Consider the following 19,572-nt stretch of genomic DNA (forward strand, 5'->3'; position numbering starts at 1 on the left):
ATCTATAACTAGTTACACTAATAAATGAGTCGGTAGTATAGCAGTCAGGTACTGAGAAGGAAGATAAGTTGATTAAACAAGAGGCTATTTTTGCGTAAATAGTCGCTTTAGATATTGAACAATGGGGTTAGTGGGAATAGCGGCTAGCGAACATGTCACTAACCGCAAGTTTAGATCAGTTAGTCGTTACCAAACAAATCACGGGTATAGACTTTGCTTTCAACATCAGCCAACTCTTTTGCCATGCGGTTTGACACGATGACATCGGCTTCTTGTTTGAACGCGTCTAAGTCACGAACGACACGAGAGTTAAAGAATTGGTCTTCTTTTAGCACTGGTTCGTAAACGATAACTTCAATACCTTTTGCTTTAAGGCGTTTCATAATGCCTTGGATAGAAGAAGCACGGAAGTTATCTGAGCCTGACTTCATGATCAGACGATAAACACCAACCACTTTAGGTTTGCGTTTGAGAATGCTATCCGCAACGAAATCTTTACGGGTACGGTTAGCTTCTACAATCGCATTAATAAGGTTGTTGGGAACGTCATGATAGTTAGCTAATAACTGCTTAGTATCTTTAGGTAGGCAGTAACCGCCATAACCAAATGAAGGGTTGTTGTAATGAGAGCCGATGCGAGGATCTAAACCAACACCTTCAATGATTTGACGAGCATCGAGGCCGTGAACTTCAGCATAAGAATCTAGCTCGTTAAAGTAAGCAACACGCATCGCCAAATAGGTATTGGAGAACAGCTTAACGGCTTCGGCTTCCGTTGAATGAGTAAAGATGACTGGAATGTCCTCTTTCTCAGCGCCTTCAACCAGTAAATCAGCAAAAATTTTTGCCCGTTCACTTTGTTCGCCAATGATAATACGAGATGGGTAAAGGTTATCGTATAGCGCTTTTCCTTCACGCAAAAACTCTGGCGAGAAAATAATGTTGTCGCAGTTCAACTCTTCTTTGATACGAGCGGTATAGCCTACTGGTACAGTAGACTTAATGATCATGGTAGCGTGAGGGTTAATGGCCATCACGTCTTTGATCACTGCTTCTACTGATGACGTATCAAAGTAGTGAGCTTCTGAGTCATAGTTCGTTGGAGTGGCAATAACGACGTATTCGGCATCGACATAAGCTTCATTTTTGTCTGTCGTTGCTACGAAGTTTAGCTCTTTGGTACTTAAAAAACGCTCGATCTCTGAATCAACTATTGGAGATTGCTTTTTGTTAAGCATTGCCACTTTTTCTGGAATGATATCCAGAGCCACTACTTTATGATGCTGAGATAGAAGCATGGAGATTGATAACCCCACATACCCAGTACCTGCTACTGCAATTTTCATATTATTAAGCCTTAAGATATTGAAAATTAATTTGTATCGCTTCTAGCCATTAATGATTTTCATGTATTCAGCGACACCTTCAGCTACGGTCTTAAATTGAACGTCGCACCCAGAAGCGCGCAGTTTTGTTAAGTCCGCTTGTGTAAATTCTTGGTACGCACCTTTTAGATGTTCTGGGAATGGAATAGTTTCAATCGTGCCTTTACCGTGATGCTTAATCACTGCGTTAGCCACTTCCTCGAAAGATTCCGCATTACCCGTACCACAGTTAAATATGCCGGAAACACCATGTTCCATAAACCAAAGGTTTACTGCGGCTACGTCACCCACGTAAACAAAGTCACGTTTAAACCCTTCACTACCTGCAAAGAGCTTTGGATTTTCGCCTGCATTCATTTGATTATTCAAATGAAACGCGACAGAGGCCATTGAACCTTTATGGTTCTCACGTGGACCATAAACATTAAAGTAACGGAAACCAGTAACTTGCGACAGAGTTTCGTTATGCTCTTGGGCATCTTGCCACAAACGACGCACATAATTATCAAATTGCTGTTTGGAATAACCATAAACATTTAGAGCACCTTCATATTGAGGTTCCTCAATAAACGTAGTGGTTTCGCCATAAGTGGCAGCAGAAGAGGCATAAAGGAAAGGAATTTCACGATCTAAGCAGTAGTGCAATAGCTCTTTAGAGTACTCATAGTTATTGAGCATCATGTACTTACCATCCCACTCAGTGGTGGCTGAACAAGCACCTTCATGGAATACCGCATCAATCGGACCAATATCATCGCCGGCCATGATTTGAGTAATAAAATCATCACGATCCATATAGTCTGCTATCTTTAAATCGACCAGATTTTTAAATTTACGGCCGTTTTTAAGGTGATCCACCACGAGAATATCAGTGATGCCACGAGCGTTGAGTGCTTTTACAATGTTGCTGCCAATCATGCCAGCGCCGCCAGTTACTATAATCATAGAGATTCCTAAGTCCGTTGAGTGATGAAAATAGAGGCATTATATCGACTAAAAAAAAGCATGTAATCACAAAACTCATGGTTTCAGTGCTTTAGACTCGCCCAATAAAATGTAATCAGTTACAATTAAAACAGTTAAATATCGATGATAAATCAAACTAGATAGCTTTTGGAGTGCTAAGTTCCAAGGGCGGTAGCGTTCCCAATCAGGGAAACCGCATGAACATCCTTGATTTTAAAGGGCTGAACTAAGCACAGAATTCTTTATATCACCACGATTTTTATTGACCTTTCTCGCATGTTTTTACATTTACAAAGGAGCGATTTGTAGATCATTTTCATTGTCAGGGCAAACGCATGAAACCCCTTGGTTTTAAAGGCCTGTAGAAAAGGTTATTTTTGGAAGAGCCGTTCGGTTTACCATCATTACATAAACCTTAAATCACAATAAGTTAATCGATCATGATGATCAACAAGTTCCTTATTATGACTTTGTGATCTGATAGCCTCACTATCAATCACTTAGTTTAACTCATGGATAAAAAATCGTTGTTTGAGCATCTTTCTATCGTAAGAGATTTTCGTCAAGACTGGAAAGTCGACCATAAATTGACAGATATTTTGTTCCTAACCGTTTGTGCCGTGATTGGCGGAGCAGATGGTTGGGATGAGATAGAAGATTTTGGTCGAATTCACGAGTCTTGGTTTAGAGCCAGAGGAGAGTTTGAGCAAGGCATACCGAGTCGAGATACCATTCGGCGGGTGATGAGTAAGATTAATCCATCGAAGTTGCAACAAGCCTTCATTGCTTGGATGAAAACGTGTCATGAGCTAACGGGCGGTGACATTATTGCCATTGATGGTAAGACATTGAGGCGCTCTTTCTCAAAAGAACACAGTGCCATTCATATGGTCAGTGCGTTCTCGGTGAAAAATTCGATTGTGTTAGGACAAGTAAAAACAGAAGAGAAGTCGAATGAGATCACCGCCATCCCAGAGTTATTGGAGCTACTTGATATAAGCGGTTGTTTAGTGACGTTAGATGCGATGGGTTGCCAAACAAAAATAGCCAATAAAATCATCGAGTCCGGAGCGGACTATTTTCTGGCGGTCAAAGGGAATCAAGGTCGATTGGAAGAGGCATTTATAAAGCACTTTCCGATGCCCGCAATCCTGACATGGCGCGGAGACAGTTACGTGACCACGAACAAAATCGAGCATGGACGGCAAGAGCAGAGGCTTTATATCACCAGTGACTTATTTGATGACTTTGTAGACTTGGGCTTTGAATGGCGAGGCATGAAGACATTGGGAGTCTCGATGTACATGCGCAGCAATCCTGGTGAAAAACCGAATGCAGATGAGATATTTATTCGTTATTACATCAGCTCAAGGACATTGAGTGCAGAGCAATTTGCCGAGTCTATCCGTAGTCGTTGGCATGTAGAAAATAAGCTGCATTACAAGTTGGATGTGGGGTTCAACGAAGACCAAAGTCGGATACGAGCAGACGATGGATCAGAAAATTTTGCTAGGATCCGCCATATGTGTATTTCACTACTTTCGAATGAAAAGACGTTCAAAGGAGGAGTGAAACGCAAAAGGAAAATGGCTGGGATGAGCGAAGCGTATTTAGAGAAGGTACTTGCAGCCCTTTAGGGATGGGCCAGGGAAACCGCATGAACATCCTTGATTTTAAAGGGCTGAACTAAGGATAGAATTCTTTATATCACCTGGATTTTTATTGACTTTTCTCGCATGTTTTTACATTTACAAAGGATCGATTTGTAGATCATTTTCATTGTTTTCTAATGGTTTCGTATTAAAAAACGGAGCCTTTTCATGACCAGTTTAGCGAACCCATTTATGCATTTTTCAGCCTTAACCGATTACCGACAAACGGGGAAAGTCACCCACAAATTATCAGACATTATTTTGCTGACAGTTTGTGGTGTTTTATCGGGACAAGATACATGGGAAGGCATCGTTGATTTTGGTGAAATGAGACGAGATTTTCTCAATCATTATGGCGATTTTTCAGCGGGTATTCCGTCAGCAGATACAGTGGCAAGAGTGGTGGGTTTACTCAATCCGAAAGAGTTTCAATCGGCCTTTATTGATTGGATGAAAGACTGCCATGAACTCACGAAAGGAGAGGTTGTCGCTGTTGATGGAAAGACGGTGAGAGGGTCTTACAATAAAGCCAAGGGTAATCAAGCGATCCATATGGTTAACGTGTTTGCGACAGCGAATGGAGTTTGCTTGGCGCAATCCAAAGTGAACGAGAAAACCAACGAGATCACGGAGATACCTAAGCTACTGGAAATGTTAGATATTGCTGGTTGTTTAATCACAATCGATGCGATGGGGTGTCAACGAAAAATAGCCCAGAAAATCGTGGATAAAAGCGCGGATTACTTGCTGGCAGTGAAAGGAAATCAGGGTAGTTTAGAGCAGGCATTTAACGACTACTACAAGCCTTCGATGTTGATGAAGTTTGATGGTGATAGCTACTCAAGTCAGGACAAAAGTCATGGTCGATTAGAGACTCGATGTGCACTGGTGAATGAAGACTTGAGTGTGCTAGGTGACCTTGAGTACGAATGGCCGGAATTGAAGTGCATGGGCATCATGGTGAACGTTAGACAAGAAAGCGAGCACGCTTCAGAGAAAGAGGTGTCAGTCCGCTACTATATCAGCTCAAAAAAATTGAGTGCAGAAGAACTGCATAATGCGAGCAAAAGTCATTGGTTAGTGGAGTCAATGCACTGGCAATTAGACGTGGGTTTTAGAGAAGATAAATGCCGCATCAGAGTAGATGATCGAGCCGAGGAATTATCGAGGATCCGTCAAGCTTGTTTTAACTTATTGAAGCAAGAAACGAGTGCGAAAGGTGGCATCCAGCGTAAGAGAATGCGTTGCGCGATGGATGAAAATTACTTAAGTAAGGTTCTCGGAAGCCTTGAATGACGGGGATGTTCATGCGGTTTCCGTGAGGGATGGGCACCTTCATGCTTTTGCCCTGTTCACTTACAAAGGAGCAATTTGTAAATTATTTTAATTGTTTTTAAATGGTTTCATACTTTAAACGGGGGTTACAGACAGGGCAAACGCATGAAACCCCTTGGTTTTAAAGGCCTGTAGAAAAGGTTATTTTTGGAAGAGCCGTTCGGTTTACCATCATCAAATAAACCTTAAATCACAATAAGTTAATTGATCATGATGATCAACAAGTTCCTTATTATGACTTTGTGATCTGATAGCCTCACTATCAATCACTTAGTTTAACTCATGGATAAAAAATCGTTGTTTGAGCATCTTTCTATCGTAAGAGATTTTCGTCAAGACTGGAAAGTCGACCATAAATTGACAGATATTTTGTTCCTAACCGTTTGTGCCGTGATTGGCGGAGCAGATGGTTGGGATGAGATAGAAGATTTTGGTCAAATTCACGAGTCTTGGTTTAGAGCCAGAGGAGAGTTTGAGCAAGGAATACCGAGTCGAGATACCATTCGGCGGGTGATGAGTAAGATTAATCCATCGAAGTTGCAACAAGCCTTCATTTCTTGGATGAAAACGTGTCATGAGCTAACGGGCGGTGACATTATTGCCATTGATGGTAAGACCTTGAGGCGCTCTTTCTCAAAAGACCACAGTGCCATTCATATGGTCAGTGCGTTCTCGGTGAAAAATTCGATTGTGTTAGGACAAGTAAAAACAGAAGAGAAGTCGAATGAGATCACCGCCATCCCAGAGTTATTGGAGCTACTTGATATAAGCGGTTGTTTAGTGACGTTAGATGCGATGGGTTGCCAAACAAAAATAGCCAATAAAATCATCGAGTCCGGCGCGGACTATCTTCTGGCGGTCAAAGGGAATCAAGGTCGACTGGAAGAGGCATTTATAAAGCACTTTCCGATGCCAGCAATCCTGACATGGCCCGGAGACAGTTACGTTACTACGAACAAAATCGAGCATGGACGGCAAGAGCAGAGACTATATATCACCAGTGAGTTATTTGATGATTTTATAGACTTAGGCTTTGAATGGCGAGGCATGAAGACATTGGGAGTCTCGATGTACATGCGCAGCAATCCTGGAGAAAAACCGAATGCAGATGAGATATTTATTCGTTATTACATCAGCTCAAGGACATTGAGTGCAGAGCAATTTGCCGAGTCTATCCGTAGTCATTGGCATGTAGAAAATAAGCTGCATTACAAGTTGGATGTGGGGTTCAACGAAGACCAAAGTCGGATACGAGCAGACGATGGATCAGAAAATTTTGCTAGGATCCGCCATATGTGTATTTCACTACTTTCGAATGAAAAGACGTTCAAAGGAGGAGTGAAACGCAAAAGGAGAATGGCTGGGATGAGCGAAGCGTATTTAGAGAAGGTACTTGCAGCCCTTTAGGGATGGGCACCTTCATGCTTTTGCCCTGGGGTTACAGAGGTTTTAGACTAGTTAGAAAGTGCTAAAGGCCTTTTAATGATTTGCTCCTTAATACCTTAGCCGTTTTTTGTTGGGTTCTGGTTTACCCTAAGTTAGTTATTGCCACTGGATATTTATGAATTATATTTACGGGGTATTATATTTAGTACCTAACTTTCTTCTACCCATAGTGTTATATCCTTATTTAGCAAGAACTATAGGTTCTGCTGGGCTTGGAGAAGTAGGGACAGCCGTCGCCATCGTAATGATGTTCTCTTCTATTGCGCAGGCTGGTCTTCCAGTTTATGGTGTAAAAGCGATTTCAAAGTTAGACATAAGCAGTAGTGACTATAATAAGAAGAGAGATAAATTATTAGGTGAGTTAGTGTCGATCCAGGCTATAGTACTCCTGGTCCTTTTGCCTATCATCTATTGGTTTTGTTTTTTTACATTAAACCAATCTACTGAACGTTATCATTATTTAGTAATCATATATTATGCTTCCTGGGTTTTTAATTTGGAATGGATATATAGAGGGCTAGGAAAGTTTAAATATTTGGCTTTTAGGATGTTATTGATTAGATGTGCAGTTCTGATTCCTGTTGTTTATTTTTTAATTGATAATAAAAATGAGTCTTGGATATATTTTTCAGCACTAACATTTGTGTCAATATTAGGTGCAGCCATAACTTTGCGTAAGTATAAAAAATACTTGATTTTATCAAAAAAAAATATAGCAAATGCATTTAAATCTCATGGCAAAAGTTTATTTTGGCTAGGGTTATCAAGTGCATTTGGTTCATGTTATGTTAATTTGGATATTATTGTGTTAAACCATATTGCTGGTGATGCCTCCTCTGGGGTTTATATGCTTAGTAAACAACTAACAGGAATCTATCTCGCAGTTTTTGGTGCTTTATTAACAGTCTTTTTATCAAGGAGTTCAAAGTTAAATGCGAAGATTGATGCCAAAGATGTAGTTATATCTGTAATATCCATTTGGTTCATGCCATATTGTTTCATATCTTTATTTGCAGATGTAATTTTACATCTATTCGGTGGGGATGATTTTAAGGGAGGTGGTGACATTCTTAGAATCATATTCATGCAAGCATTAGTGACTAGCCTTGCTATGTGTTTAGGCTATTTATTCTTAATTGGAGAGCAGAAGGAGAGAATTCATTTTAAATCGACATTGCTGGGATGTGTGATAAGTTTAGTTTTATTTATTATTTTGGTTCCTAAATATTTTGCTGAAGGTACAGCAATAGCATTGTTCTTTTCTGAGTTGTTTGTGTCATTATTTCTTCTTTACTTCTGTATTGGATTAAAATTGTTCGTAAAACTATCAATATGGCTAATATCAATAGCCGTTTCTCTGGGGGGTATGTCAAGTTTTATCTTGTCTTATATTGATGCTGTTAATTTTAATTTAAAAGACGTTGCTTTTTCTATGCCATTATTTTTTATCATTCAAGCTTTGGTTCTATATGTTGTTTATATTAAAATAATGAAAAAATATACGAAGGTTGGAGATTAATTTGAGTAATAATATTTTTTTGTTTTATGACAACCCCTGTTTAGATGAGGTCCACTATAAGAAAGATATTGGTCTTATTTTAGAGGAGCTAGCGTTACAATTAGATAGTAAGGGTACTATTTTAGTTAGGCGTAATGCTGTATCACCTAATGTGAAAAATATAAGAACATCACTTATAACTAAAGTCTGGGAAGATAAAGCTTGGTTACCCGAAGGTCTAAATCGATGTCTGTTTTTTCTTACAGAATCGCTAAAAGTTTTACGAAATCGTGATATTATTTTATTATTTCATATCAAATCGATTTACATTATCCCCATTCTATTTAATGTATTTATTTTTCGTAGTGAAGGGAAAATAATTTGGAAGTTGGACGCTGATAGGAAAGCAATAGAAGCTTTATCTGAACTTACCCAAGGTAATATATTTTATGGTGTCAAATATAGAATATTAAAATGGATGATGAGTCGGTGTAGCCTTGTCTCAACAGAAACTAAAGAAGGATTTAATAAGCTAAAAAAGTTGTATCCAGTTAACTACTTTCCGAATGGATTTGATTTTAAAAGACACGCCATTATTTCTCCTAGATCTGAAAAAAAACCAATTATTTTACATTGTGCAAGAATGGGAAGTTATCAAAAAAATACGGATCTACTTTTTAAAATTTTATCCAAGGTGGATTTAACGGGCTGGGAAGTTAGATTAGTAGGTCAGGCTACACCAAAAGTTAAAGAAAGTATTAAAGAATTAAACACCATGTATCATGATAGTAACCCTATTACGTTTGTTGGTGAGTTAAATGACGAAACTAGCCTATTAAGTGAATTTAGAGATGCTTCAATTTTTATTTTGACATCAAGGTTCGAAGGTTTTCCTTTGGTTTTTACCGAGGCGGCAGCTTATGGTTGTTATATTCTATCTATGGAAGTGGGGGCAGATAAAGATATTGTTGGAAGCTATAAATATGGAGGTGAAGTCTTCACGCAAGATTCTGATTCAAAATTTGTTCAGGCATTACAAGAGGCAATGATTAAGCTTCCTAACAAAGATGTATCCAATGCAATAATAGAACGAGCAAAGATAGAATTTAACTGGGAATCTATCGTGAGTAATATGCTAAAGATATTGAGTGATCAGAAATCTTAAATGATATTTTTTCTTTAGTATTAATTTCTTGAGGATTGGATGAAAAAAATAATACTAATTATATTTGCAATTGTTTTGACGATTTTAGAATATAGTTTATTAGATAAAATGTTATCTAAAGACCTAATCAAAATTGAATTTAGCATTAATAGAGAAGGAAAACCAGCGGGAAAAGGTTTTTCAGATGTTTCTGTTGGTTATTTAAAATATTTACGAAATGAATACAGAAAATCTATAGATAAAGTAAACATGGGATGTGGTTATTTTAATGTGAATCTTTTGGTAAGAGATTACACTAATATGATATATTTGGAGGCTTACTGTACTTTAGACAATATAGATGAAAGCTCAGTGATAAGCCTTCTTGCTAAACCAATGGAGAATATTCTAGAAAATTCAAATAATATAATGGGAGAGGTAGTTATTCATGATATATCGTTCATTAAAAAACCTAAAGACTCTAAGATGTTTGAACTGAAAATTTTGTTTTTATCTATATTCTTCACCATATTAGTTTTTATATGTTTTTCTTCACTTTGCATAAATAAATTATGAGAGCAATTAAACTCCTGTCTTTATGGTGGATTTTTTGGCTGTTATCTGCACTTTTAAATACAGGATTAACCTATGCTCCTAATTCATCAATAATCCCTACATTAATATTTGTTGGTGGTATGATTTTTGGAGGAAAATTAAGCTCGTTGACGCCAGGAAATAAAGTTCATTACGATCTAGATAGTAAAATAGTAGTTCATATAATATCATTATTAATAATTATCTCTATGTTTTTATTGTTACCAACAATATACATAGTAGCAAAAGGTTTGATTTCAGGAGTAAGTTTTTTACATATCCGTCATATGATATTTTCTGGAAATGAAATTGGTGTATATGAAAAATTCATCTTTAATGTTTCATCAGCGTTGATTTTAAATCTATCAATGGTATTGTCAGTAATTACCTGTTTTTTATATAAAAATAATAAAGTGTTTTTTTTATGTCTGCTGTTAATTTGTACTTTAGGGCTAATTAGAGTCGGTCGTGTAGAGATATACCAGTTTTTAATGGTCTATCTATTTATGTTTTTTATATTAAATCCTGGAAAAATTTTGTATTTTCTAAAAATAAAATTTAAGAAAATACTAATAATGATGACTCTTGTTATTGTTGTCATGGCTTGCATAAGTCTAGGAAGAGGGCATGATATTATCACCGGATTCATAAACTACCATACAGTTGGTTTTTATCTTTTTAGTAAATACATAAATGGACTTCCAGATGTAGTAGTAGATACAAAAAGTTATGGAGTAAGTTATTTTGGTGGGATTGATTATGTAGTTGGCTTGTTGGGTAAGCTTTTTTTCAATATGGGTGATTCATTTTCTTACCATAATTCAATAATAGAATCAGTCGATAGAGTTACTCATACGCGCGAAATGATAACTTCTAATGGAATTATGTATGCAATGTCGGGGCACAACACATATTATACATTATTAATGTCAGGATATCTTTCGTTTGGTCTCTTCGGGGTTTTGTTACTAGGTTGTGTTCTAGGATTTTTAATTACTGAACTTTCAAAAAATTCAGCTGATGGATGTATATTATCGGTCATATTTCTTACAATGTTAGTCTCTATGGTTTTTATGGGAATATTTTATAATCCATTGAACACTATAGGATTTTGGATAACTATCCTAATATTAAACATGGCGCTTGTTACAGCTAGAATTATTAAGTTGCGCTTATGATTAAATTCCCCAAGGATAAATTAATTAAATGAAACATATTGTATTTCTAACAGAAAATTACTATCCCAATTATTCAGCAGTGAGTAATTGTGCGGAAAAAATAATTGATTTACTCAAAGAAAGATATGATATAAGTGTGATTTCTGTTATAGATAATTCTGAGTTAAGTTCGCACGAATATTTCAATAATTACCAGATATATAGAATTAATAGACCATATCAGGATAAGTTAAATATAATCCGGTATAATGAGAATAATAAATCTAAATTTGTTTTAAAAGGAAAGTTATTTCTGACGAGGCTTGTTAATTTAGTTAAATTCTTATTTAAAAAGGAAAGTATAGATAAAGATTTCATTAAAGCTTATTTTGATAAGATTTCGGAAATACATAAAAATAAAAAAGTTGATATTGTTGTGCCATTGGTTTTTCCTTTTGAGACGGTATTGTCTTCCATTGAATTTAAAAAAATAATTCATTCTAATGTGATAATAGTTCCTTACATTTTTGATAATTTTTCTAACTCAGTAAGTCTTCATCGTTTTAATTTAAATAGAAAGATAAAATTTAGAGCCAATTTAAACCTTGAGAGATCTATGGTAAAATTTTCTTCGAAAATACTAGCGATGCACCCTTTGAGGGAACATTTTCTGAAAAATGGCCTGGATGATTCGAACAAAATTGTATATCTTGAACATCCTTTATTAGAAGATAAATCTTGCAGTATATCTCGCGAAAATAAAAAAGATATTATTACGAGGGTTACTTATACTGGAGGACTTTTTCGAGGCGTTAGAACAGCTGATATTTGTTTGAAATTATTAGATGCTATATCTAAGGAAATATTTTTGAAAGTAGATTTTTACTGTTTCGGTAATGATATGAGATCAGTGAAATCGTATTCACAGTCAAACCCAGAGGTTTTTTTTAATCATGGACGTGTTTCAAAAAGTGAGGCAGAACAAGCTATCTCAATATCAGATTTTTTAATTAGTATTGGTGATGTTGAAGGTAAGCAACTATCAAGCAAAATATTTGATTATTTGTCAATGGGTAAACCGATAATTCACTTTTCATATGTAGAAGATTGCGTTAATGCTCAGTTTCTGAAAAAATACCCGTTATCGTTTGTTATTTATCAAAGAGATTTAGAGTTAAACTTCAAAGAGACTGCAGTCAAAGCGACTAATTTTTTCACTAGAGTAAAAAACGAGAGGTGCGAATTTTTTGAAGTGTCTAAAATTTACCCAGAGGCTCTACCTCAGTATACAGTCAATACAATAGTTGAGATAGTAGAGAGTGATATATCTTTCAGTGAGGTTCATTAATGATTGTTGTAAATGCGACAGCATTGAGAGAGGGGGGGGGGCTTTCTATCCTTAATCAAATGGTGGAATTTATAAGCAATAGGGATGAATATTTTATTTTTTTTATTCATCCTTCTGTGAATATACATTTAACCGGGAATAATATCAAATTAATTAGAGTGGAAAAAACATCATTCATATCAAGAATATGGTGGGATTTTCATGGTTTAAAATCTTATTTAAAACGTAAGAAATTAACGCCTTCGGTTGTTGTATCATTGCAAAATACATCTGTTAGAATAAATAGTGATTGTAAACAAGTTATTTATTTACATAATATTATCCCATTTTCTGACTATAAGTGGGACTTTTTTAGGAAAAAAGAGTACATTCAGTTTGTTTACAAGTATTTGTATCGTTTTTTTATTTTTTGCTATGCAGATTTTGGTACTTATTATGTTGTTCAGGCTAATTGGTTTAAAAAGATACTTTTAGATAAAGAAGGAATCAATTCTGATAAGATTCTTGTTTCTAGGCCATATGTAAAAAAACTTTGTATCAAAGAAAAAATAAATCTTGATTGCACTAAGAAGCATATATTTTATCCAGCGCTTAATTTTAGTTATAAAAATCATATTGAAATTGTAAACGCGTTGATATATATGAGGCTTAATAAATTGGATTATTCTAACTTAATATTCTATTTTACTTTGAATGAAGATACTAGTAATTACTTATTGAGTATTATAGAGGAATATGATTTATCTAATTCCTTTATCTTTTTAGGTCCTTTAGCTTTTGATGATGTACAAAAATATTATAATTCAGTCGACTTGATAGTTTTTCCTAGTCGACTTGAAACCTTCGGTTTACCTTTGATTGAAGCGGCAGCCTTAGGAAAGCCCATCGTTACTGTTGATAGCGCCTATTCTAGAGAGGTATTAGGCGATTATAGAGGGGCCTCATTTTGTCAGGTAGGAGATTCCGCTGGCTGGAGTGAAAGTATATTGAAGGCAATCAATAAAGACCATTTTACGCCTTTAGAAGTAAATAATAATGGTTGGTTGGACTTCTATAACTTATTGGTTAGATTGAGAGAAATGTGATGTTTGATAAGAAAACCTTGTTAATTACAGGCGGAACTGGTTCGTTTGGTAACGCAGTTTTAAAACGATTTTTGAAGACAGATATTAAAGAAATTCGCGTGTTTTCAAGAGATGAGAAGAAACAGGATGACATGCGAAAGCTATATAATAGCGATAAGCTAAAATTCTACATTGGTGACGTTCGAGATGCACAAAGCATATCTAACGCTATGCGTGGTGTAGATTTTGTGTTTCATGCTGCAGCTTTAAAACAGGTTCCATCTTGTGAATTTTATCCGCTAGAGGCAGTGAAAACGAATGTAATTGGTACTGAAAACGTGTTGGAGAGTGCAATTCACCATCAAGTTTCTCGCGTTGTTTGTCTTAGCACTGACAAAGCTGTTTACCCGATTAATGCAATGGGTATTTCTAAGGCTATGATGGAAAAAGTGATCGTAGCGAAAAGCCGAAACTTAGAGCAAACGAACACCACGATTTGTTGTACACGATACGGTAATGTTATGGCATCTCGCGGTTCAGTGATTCCCCTATTCATCCGTCAAGTGGTAAATAATGCCCCTATCACTATCACGAATCCGGAAATGACTCGTTTTATGATGACGCTAGATGATGCTGTTGATCTTGTCCTTTATGCTTTCCAAAATGGTAATAATGGTGACACTTTCGTTCAGAAAGCGCCAGCTGCAACTATTGATGTGCTTGTGCGTGCTATATTGGAACTGATGAACAAGAAAGATCATGATGTGAGAATCATCGGAACTCGACACGGAGAAAAGCAAGCAGAGGCTTTATGCAGTCGCGAAGAAATGTTTGTGGCTCGAGATGAGGGAGGCTACTACCGCGTTCCGGCAGATAATAGAGATCTTAACTATTCAAAATATTTTGAGAATGGTGACAAAGAGTTATCTGTAATAGAAGATTACAATTCTAATAATACAGTTATTCTTGATGTAGAAGGAATGAAAAAGCTTCTTATGAAATTGGACTTTATGAAGGAAATATCTGAAGGTAACTGGGTTATACCTGAAGGAGTGTAAGAAATGAAAGTTCTCATATTAGGCGCTTCTGGAATGCTTGGTTACAGTTTATTCTGTAATTTACAGAAATATAAAAATTTAGAAGTATATGGAACTGTTAGAAACGTCAGTGATTATATGTCGGCTTTTGATGGGTTTCGAAATAAATTAATATCAGAAGTTGATATTGCTGATTTATCTAATATTAGAAAAATAGTCAATGAAGTAATTCCTGACGTTGTAATTAATTGTATTGGCATTATAAAGCAACATAGCAATGATGAAAACTATCACATAGATAATATTCGTGTTAATGCTTTGTTTCCATATGAAATTGCTAAAATATGTGATGAAAGTAGTATACGACTAATTCATTTTTCCACAGATTGTGTTTTTTCAGGTGAAAAAGGTCTCTATTGTGAATTGGATACTCCAGATGCCTATGACGTTTATGGTAAAACAAAAAACCTTGGTGAAGTGTCATACGGAAAACATTTGACATTACGTACTTCTATTATTGGGCATGAGCTTAAAAATCATGTTAGCCTAGTCGATTGGTTTTTGAGCCAAAAAGTGAGCGTGAAAGGTTTTAGTAACGCTGTTTTTTCTGGTTTTCCTACGGCTTATATTGCTAAGATATTAGGAGATAATATCTTAAATAGTGAGTTGCATGGTCTATATCATCTAGCATCAAGCCCAATTGATAAATTTCAGCTTCTTAATTTGATTAAATCTCAATATAAGAAGGATATTGAAATAGTAGACTCTTCTGAGTTAAAAATTGATCGTTCGCTAGATGCTTCAAAGTTGAATAATAAAATAAATGTTTCTATTCCAAATTGGAGTGAGTTAGTGGAATTCATGCATAAAGATTTTGAGATGAGATATCAAAAATGAATAAGTTGAAAGTTGTCACTGTAGTTGGTACTAGACCAGAAATTATTCGATTGTCTAGAATTATAGAAAAGCTTGATAGTTATTGTGATCATGTACTAGTGCACACTGGTCAAAACTATGACTACGAGTTAAACCAAATATTTTTTGATGATTTGGAAGTGCGTTCACCAGACTTTTTTTTAGAATGTGCTGGTAATACAGCGGCAGAAACTATCGGGCAAGTGATATCGGAAACGGATAAGATCTTCTCAGATCTCAAGCCTGATGCTGTGCTGATTTTGGGCGATACGAATAGTTCTATGGCTGCTATTCCTGCTAAACGACGCAAAATTCCTATTTTTCATATGGAAGCCGGCAATCGTTGTTTTGATCTGCGTGTACCAGAAGAAATCAATAGAAAGATTGTAGACCATATAGCTGATGTCAATATGCCTTATAGCCATATTGCTCGTGAATACTTATTAGCCGAGGGCTTGAATCCAGATCTTATCATTAAGACAGGTAGTCCGATGGATGAGGTTTTGGCTTACTACTCAGATAAAATTGAATGCTCTCCAGTATTAGCGAATCTTGGACTTAAGGCCGGTAGTTATTTTGTTGTAAGTATTCATAGAGAGGAAAATGTAGATTTTGAAAATAATCTCTACGCATTTTGTGATACTTTACGAAAAATATCGGAACTCTATAATTTGCCTATTATCGTTTCGACACACCCAAGAACAAGGAAAAAACTTGATGCATTAGGTATCAAATTTGATGATGAGAACATTCGTTTAATGAAGCCTCTCGCCTTTAGTGACTATGTTAGCCTTCAGAAAAATGCCAAAGTGGTATTGAGTGATAGCGGTACGATTACAGAAGAATCATCAATATTGAACTTTCCAGCAGTGAATGTTCGTGAGGCTCATGAACGACCTGAAGGATTTGAAGAAACTTCAGTTATGTTTACGGGAATGAATACTGATCGTATTTTGCAGGCTATTGAAATATCTAGCACTCAATCTCGAGGTGCTGAACGTCAACTTCATAAAGTTAAGGATTATATATCTGATAATTTATCTGATAAGGTTCTTCGTATAATCATTAGCTATGTAGATTATGTTAATAGAGTCGTTTGGAAGAAGTATTAATGCATTTGGCTTTAGTCATTGATGATTATCTTCCCCATAGTACACGGGTTGGCGCAAAAATGTTTCACGAATTGGCTGTTGAGCTGATTCGACAGGGACATCAAGTTACCGTAATTACTCCTCAATTTACCAATCCAAAAACTTTTTATAAGTCATGTATTGATGGTGTCACAGTATGGTATTTCCGTTCAGGCCCAATCAAAGACACTAAAATGTATAAAAGAGCGTTAAATGAAACGCTCTTATCTTTTAGAGCGTGGCAAGCTATAAAGTGGGAATGTAATGAGGTTAAATTTGATGGGGTAGTATATTATTCTCCTTCTATATTTTTTGGGGGGTTAATATCTAAAATAAGAGGTAAGTTTAATTGCCGATCATATTTGGTGCTAAGGGACTTTTTCCCTCAGTGGGCTATTGATTACGGAATAATTAAAGAGTCTTCATTAGTTAGTAAGTATTTTAGATTTTTTGAACAAGTTAGTTATAGACAAGCCGATAAAATAGGGGTCATGTCTGATGCTAATTTGATTAATTTTAATAAAATAAATAAAGGTAGGTTTTCAGTAGAAGTTTTATATAACTGGGCTAATTTACAGTCTCATGTAGTAACTAAAGGAAAAAAGACAATTAGAGATAAATTGTCATTACATGATCGAATTATTTTTTTCTATGGTGGGAATATAGGCAAAGCCCAAGATATGGCCAATCTTATGCGCTTAGCGAGATCTATGCAGATGTATCCTAAGGCACATTTTTTATTTATTGGGCAAGGTGATGAAGTTGAGTTGGTCAAACACTTAGCTTTAGAATGGAATCTAACTAATTTCGACTATTTTCCTTCAGTATCTCAAGACGAATTTAAAGAGATATTAGCATCTATAGATGTCGGTCTTTTTTCGTTATCAGCCCATCATAAGACTCACAATTTTCCAGGTAAGTTATTGGGATATATGGCATATTCTATTCCGATCTTGGGTAGCGTGAATGATGGTAACGACTTGATGCCGATAATTAATAATTGCGAAGCGGGATTGATAACTTTAAATGGTGATGATAAAACCTTATTTGAGCATGCTGTCAGATTGTATAATGATGAAAGCATCAGGAAGAAAATAGGGGAAAATGCTTTTACTTTGTTAGCTGAAAAGTTTTCTGTACAGAATGCATCAGATAGAATTTTGATGTCTCTAAGGAACGATTTATGAAATCTATATCTTCGGCAGATTTGGAACGGTTATTTGAGGAAGCAAGGAAATCGGACAGAAAGCGTTCTCATCTACTATTGCATGCATCGCATGCCGATAAAGTACAACGATTATGTATTGGTTTATTAGAGGGCAGCTACGTAGAGCCTCATTATCATGAGCTTGATTCTCAATGGGAAATGTTCGTTGTATTAGAAGGTCGTTTACAAGTCACTGTTTATTCAATCGATAGTAAAGAAGTATCACAGGATTTTTATGTGGGTGATGGTGAGGTAATAAAGTTTGTTGAATTTAAACCAATGGAGGCCCATAGCGTTAGATGTGTAAGTCAGAGGGCATTAATGTTAGAAGTTAAGGAAGGGCCATTTGATCCTGCTTTTGCAAAGAGTTTTTTATTCTAAATTTTAAGAGATTTTTCGCAAGAGCCGCAAACCAAAGGGCATTATTCATTCCTATGTTATTTTTCACCGAACTGTGAATAGATATTTTTCCTTTCACTTTCGGTGTTTTACTAACTTAGTAGTGCAATTATAAGACCATATACCTGTTTTTATTACGGTTCGCCTTTAATTTTTTATTTTTGACTCTATCCAATTTTTTTAAAAAAATGACATTGTTGTTTTAAAAAAGTAATAATTCGCCATATATAGCTCAATATAATTGTATACAAACAGAATAGGGATAAAAACGTATAAAACATAATCGCTTCACTTAGCTCATAAATTTCACCAAATACTCCAAATGCAGAACACATTACAGCAATTATAAAAATTATAATTACAGTCTGTGATGAGGAAAAACCAATACGCTGAAATATGTGGTGCAAGTGTTCCCTATCTGGTTGAAATGGAGAGTGGCCTTTTCTGATTCTTCGAAGCATCACTGATGCCATATCCATCAATGGAACAGCTATAAGCCATAGTGCTGTTACGGGGCGCAGAGGTGGCGCTTTACCATTTTGACTCGACAGAAGCAAAAACCAAATCATTGTAAAACCAATGAGCATGCTACCTGCATCTCCCATGAATACTTTTCGTTTTAAACCAAAGATACCTAAATTTAAAAAGAGGTACGGTATAATAATAACGACAATAACTAAACATAAGTACGATAGGGAAACTTGACCATCGTGAAACAGCATTATTCCTAAGCCACCAAATGAAGCTATCGATACCCCACCAAGAAGTCCATCCAGGCCATCTATCATATTGAATGCGTTAATGGCACCAACAACCGCTAGTATAGTAACAAGGTAGCCAAGCCATCCCAGGTTTATATCACCAATGCCTAATATATTGCCTAAGGTGAGGAGCTGAATCTTACCAATAATCATCATTATTACTGACAATAATGCTTGTACCAGAAAACGGACTTTAAAACTAATATCGAATTTGTCGTCGATAGCACCAATAGTCACTAAGGTAACTAAACAAACTGTATAAATTACAGTATGGGGAATGATTGTTGGGTTATTAAACAGGTAATAAGAAAGGGTTATACATATGGATATTCCTCCCACTAGTGGGATCTCGCCTCTGTGCTGCTTACGACCTTGGGGTTTATCTACCAGACCTATTCTTTTCGCTACTTTGCGAAGCACAAAAAGAGTTGTGAGCGATATAAAAAAAAGGTAAGCCAATTCGATAAACGATGTTAACACGATACTTCCCAAAATTTAGACTAATTAATTGATTATATTTGTTTTTTCTATTGG

At 35.9% G+C, this 19,572-nt stretch carries 17 protein-coding genes; 14 read left to right on the forward strand and 3 right to left on the reverse strand.

What is annotated here, in order from left to right:
• Window positions 1–179 precede the first annotated feature (179 nt).
• Both OCV11_RS00670 and rfaD read right to left on the reverse strand, forming a co-directional pair.
• Window positions 180–1,346, reverse strand: a complete 1,167-nt coding sequence (locus tag OCV11_RS00670; protein WP_261894322.1) for a nucleotide sugar dehydrogenase — start codon at window positions 1,344–1,346, stop codon at window positions 180–182.
• Between the two features lie 42 nt (window positions 1,347–1,388).
• Window positions 1,389–2,330, reverse strand: coding sequence for an ADP-glyceromanno-heptose 6-epimerase (rfaD, locus tag OCV11_RS00675; protein WP_261894324.1), 942 nt, complete (start codon window positions 2,328–2,330; stop codon window positions 1,389–1,391).
• 533 nt (window positions 2,331–2,863) lie between these two features.
• Between rfaD and OCV11_RS00680 the strand changes: the two genes are divergently transcribed.
• The 14 genes from OCV11_RS00680 (at window position 2,864) to OCV11_RS00745 (ending at window position 18,259) form a co-directional block, all read left to right on the forward strand.
• Window positions 2,864–3,988 (forward strand): ISAs1 family transposase, encoded by a 1,125-nt coding sequence (locus tag OCV11_RS00680; RefSeq protein ID WP_261894325.1) that lies wholly within the window; start codon window positions 2,864–2,866, stop codon window positions 3,986–3,988.
• A 183-nt stretch (window positions 3,989–4,171) separates the two neighbouring features.
• Window positions 4,172–5,299 (forward strand): ISAs1 family transposase, encoded by a 1,128-nt coding sequence (locus OCV11_RS00685; RefSeq protein ID WP_261894326.1) that lies wholly within the window; start codon window positions 4,172–4,174, stop codon window positions 5,297–5,299.
• Window positions 5,300–5,620: 321 nt separating this feature from the next.
• Window positions 5,621–6,745, forward strand: coding sequence for an ISAs1 family transposase (locus OCV11_RS00690; protein ID WP_261894327.1), 1,125 nt, complete (start codon window positions 5,621–5,623; stop codon window positions 6,743–6,745).
• 154 nt (window positions 6,746–6,899) lie between these two features.
• Entirely contained in the window at window positions 6,900–8,303 is a 1,404-nt protein-coding gene (locus tag OCV11_RS00695; protein ID WP_261894328.1) for an oligosaccharide flippase family protein, read from the forward strand.
• A gap of 1 nt (window position 8,304) precedes the next feature.
• Entirely contained in the window at window positions 8,305–9,447 is a 1,143-nt protein-coding gene (locus tag OCV11_RS00700) for a glycosyltransferase family 4 protein (protein ID WP_261894329.1), read from the forward strand.
• A gap of 39 nt (window positions 9,448–9,486) precedes the next feature.
• A complete protein-coding gene (locus tag OCV11_RS00705) occupies window positions 9,487–10,002 on the forward strand; it encodes a hypothetical protein (protein ID WP_261894331.1) in 516 nt (171 codons plus the stop codon).
• Complete coding sequence (locus tag OCV11_RS00710) at window positions 9,999–11,198, forward strand: O-antigen polymerase (RefSeq protein ID WP_261894333.1); 1,200 nt, start codon at window positions 9,999–10,001, stop codon at window positions 11,196–11,198. Before OCV11_RS00705 ends, OCV11_RS00710 begins: the two co-directional genes overlap by 4 nt.
• Before the next feature lie 28 nt (window positions 11,199–11,226).
• Complete coding sequence (locus OCV11_RS00715) at window positions 11,227–12,525, forward strand: glycosyltransferase family protein (RefSeq protein ID WP_261894335.1); 1,299 nt, start codon at window positions 11,227–11,229, stop codon at window positions 12,523–12,525.
• Window positions 12,525–13,610 (forward strand): glycosyltransferase, encoded by a 1,086-nt coding sequence (locus OCV11_RS00720; RefSeq protein ID WP_261894337.1) that lies wholly within the window; start codon window positions 12,525–12,527, stop codon window positions 13,608–13,610. The genes OCV11_RS00715 and OCV11_RS00720 overlap by 1 nt, the downstream gene beginning before the upstream one ends.
• Window positions 13,610–14,647 carry a polysaccharide biosynthesis protein gene (locus tag OCV11_RS00725; protein ID WP_261894338.1) on the forward strand — a complete coding sequence of 346 codons (1,038 nt, stop codon included), beginning with the start codon at window positions 13,610–13,612 and terminating at the stop codon, window positions 14,645–14,647. The genes OCV11_RS00720 and OCV11_RS00725 overlap by 1 nt, the downstream gene beginning before the upstream one ends.
• Window positions 14,648–14,650: 3 nt before the next feature.
• Window positions 14,651–15,523, forward strand: coding sequence for a dTDP-4-dehydrorhamnose reductase family protein (locus OCV11_RS00730; protein WP_261894340.1), 873 nt, complete (start codon window positions 14,651–14,653; stop codon window positions 15,521–15,523).
• Window positions 15,520–16,653 carry a non-hydrolyzing UDP-N-acetylglucosamine 2-epimerase gene (gene wecB, locus OCV11_RS00735; RefSeq protein WP_261894342.1) on the forward strand — a complete coding sequence of 378 codons (1,134 nt, stop codon included), beginning with the start codon at window positions 15,520–15,522 and terminating at the stop codon, window positions 16,651–16,653. The genes OCV11_RS00730 and wecB overlap by 4 nt, the downstream gene beginning before the upstream one ends.
• On the forward strand, window positions 16,638–17,858 hold the full coding sequence (locus OCV11_RS00740; protein WP_261894344.1) for a glycosyltransferase family 4 protein: 1,221 nt from the start codon (window positions 16,638–16,640) through the stop codon (window positions 17,856–17,858). The genes wecB and OCV11_RS00740 overlap by 16 nt, the downstream gene beginning before the upstream one ends.
• Window positions 17,855–18,259, forward strand: coding sequence for a WbuC family cupin fold metalloprotein (locus OCV11_RS00745; RefSeq protein WP_261894346.1), 405 nt, complete (start codon window positions 17,855–17,857; stop codon window positions 18,257–18,259). The genes OCV11_RS00740 and OCV11_RS00745 overlap by 4 nt, the downstream gene beginning before the upstream one ends.
• Before the next feature lie 185 nt (window positions 18,260–18,444).
• Here OCV11_RS00745 and wecA read toward each other — a convergent pair whose 3' ends face one another.
• Window positions 18,445–19,518 carry a UDP-N-acetylglucosamine--undecaprenyl-phosphate N-acetylglucosaminephosphotransferase gene (gene wecA / locus OCV11_RS00750; protein ID WP_261894348.1) on the reverse strand — a complete coding sequence of 358 codons (1,074 nt, stop codon included), beginning with the start codon at window positions 19,516–19,518 and terminating at the stop codon, window positions 18,445–18,447.
• Window positions 19,519–19,572 lie beyond the last annotated feature (54 nt).

Origin of the sequence: Vibrio porteresiae DSM 19223 (assembly GCF_024347055.1) — a bacterium.
Taxonomy (GTDB): Bacteria; Pseudomonadota; Gammaproteobacteria; order Enterobacterales; family Vibrionaceae; genus Vibrio; species Vibrio porteresiae.

Coding starts and splice junctions, on each gene's coding strand:
- OCV11_RS00670 (WP_261894322.1), bottom strand. CDS start 1,346: ATGAAAATTGCAGTAGCAGGTACTGGGTATGTGGGGTTATCAATCTCC.
- rfaD (WP_261894324.1), bottom strand. CDS start 2,330: ATGATTATAGTAACTGGCGGCGCTGGCATGATTGGCAGCAACATTGTA.
- OCV11_RS00680 (WP_261894325.1), top strand. CDS start 2,864: ATGGATAAAAAATCGTTGTTTGAGCATCTTTCTATCGTAAGAGATTTT.
- OCV11_RS00685 (WP_261894326.1), top strand. CDS start 4,172: ATGACCAGTTTAGCGAACCCATTTATGCATTTTTCAGCCTTAACCGAT.
- OCV11_RS00690 (WP_261894327.1), top strand. CDS start 5,621: ATGGATAAAAAATCGTTGTTTGAGCATCTTTCTATCGTAAGAGATTTT.
- OCV11_RS00695 (WP_261894328.1), top strand. CDS start 6,900: ATGAATTATATTTACGGGGTATTATATTTAGTACCTAACTTTCTTCTA.
- OCV11_RS00705 (WP_261894331.1), top strand. CDS start 9,487: ATGAAAAAAATAATACTAATTATATTTGCAATTGTTTTGACGATTTTA.
- OCV11_RS00710 (WP_261894333.1), top strand. CDS start 9,999: ATGAGAGCAATTAAACTCCTGTCTTTATGGTGGATTTTTTGGCTGTTA.
- OCV11_RS00715 (WP_261894335.1), top strand. CDS start 11,227: ATGAAACATATTGTATTTCTAACAGAAAATTACTATCCCAATTATTCA.
- OCV11_RS00720 (WP_261894337.1), top strand. CDS start 12,525: ATGATTGTTGTAAATGCGACAGCATTGAGAGAGGGGGGGGGGCTTTCT.
- OCV11_RS00725 (WP_261894338.1), top strand. CDS start 13,610: ATGTTTGATAAGAAAACCTTGTTAATTACAGGCGGAACTGGTTCGTTT.
- OCV11_RS00730 (WP_261894340.1), top strand. CDS start 14,651: ATGAAAGTTCTCATATTAGGCGCTTCTGGAATGCTTGGTTACAGTTTA.
- wecB (WP_261894342.1), top strand. CDS start 15,520: ATGAATAAGTTGAAAGTTGTCACTGTAGTTGGTACTAGACCAGAAATT.
- OCV11_RS00745 (WP_261894346.1), top strand. CDS start 17,855: ATGAAATCTATATCTTCGGCAGATTTGGAACGGTTATTTGAGGAAGCA.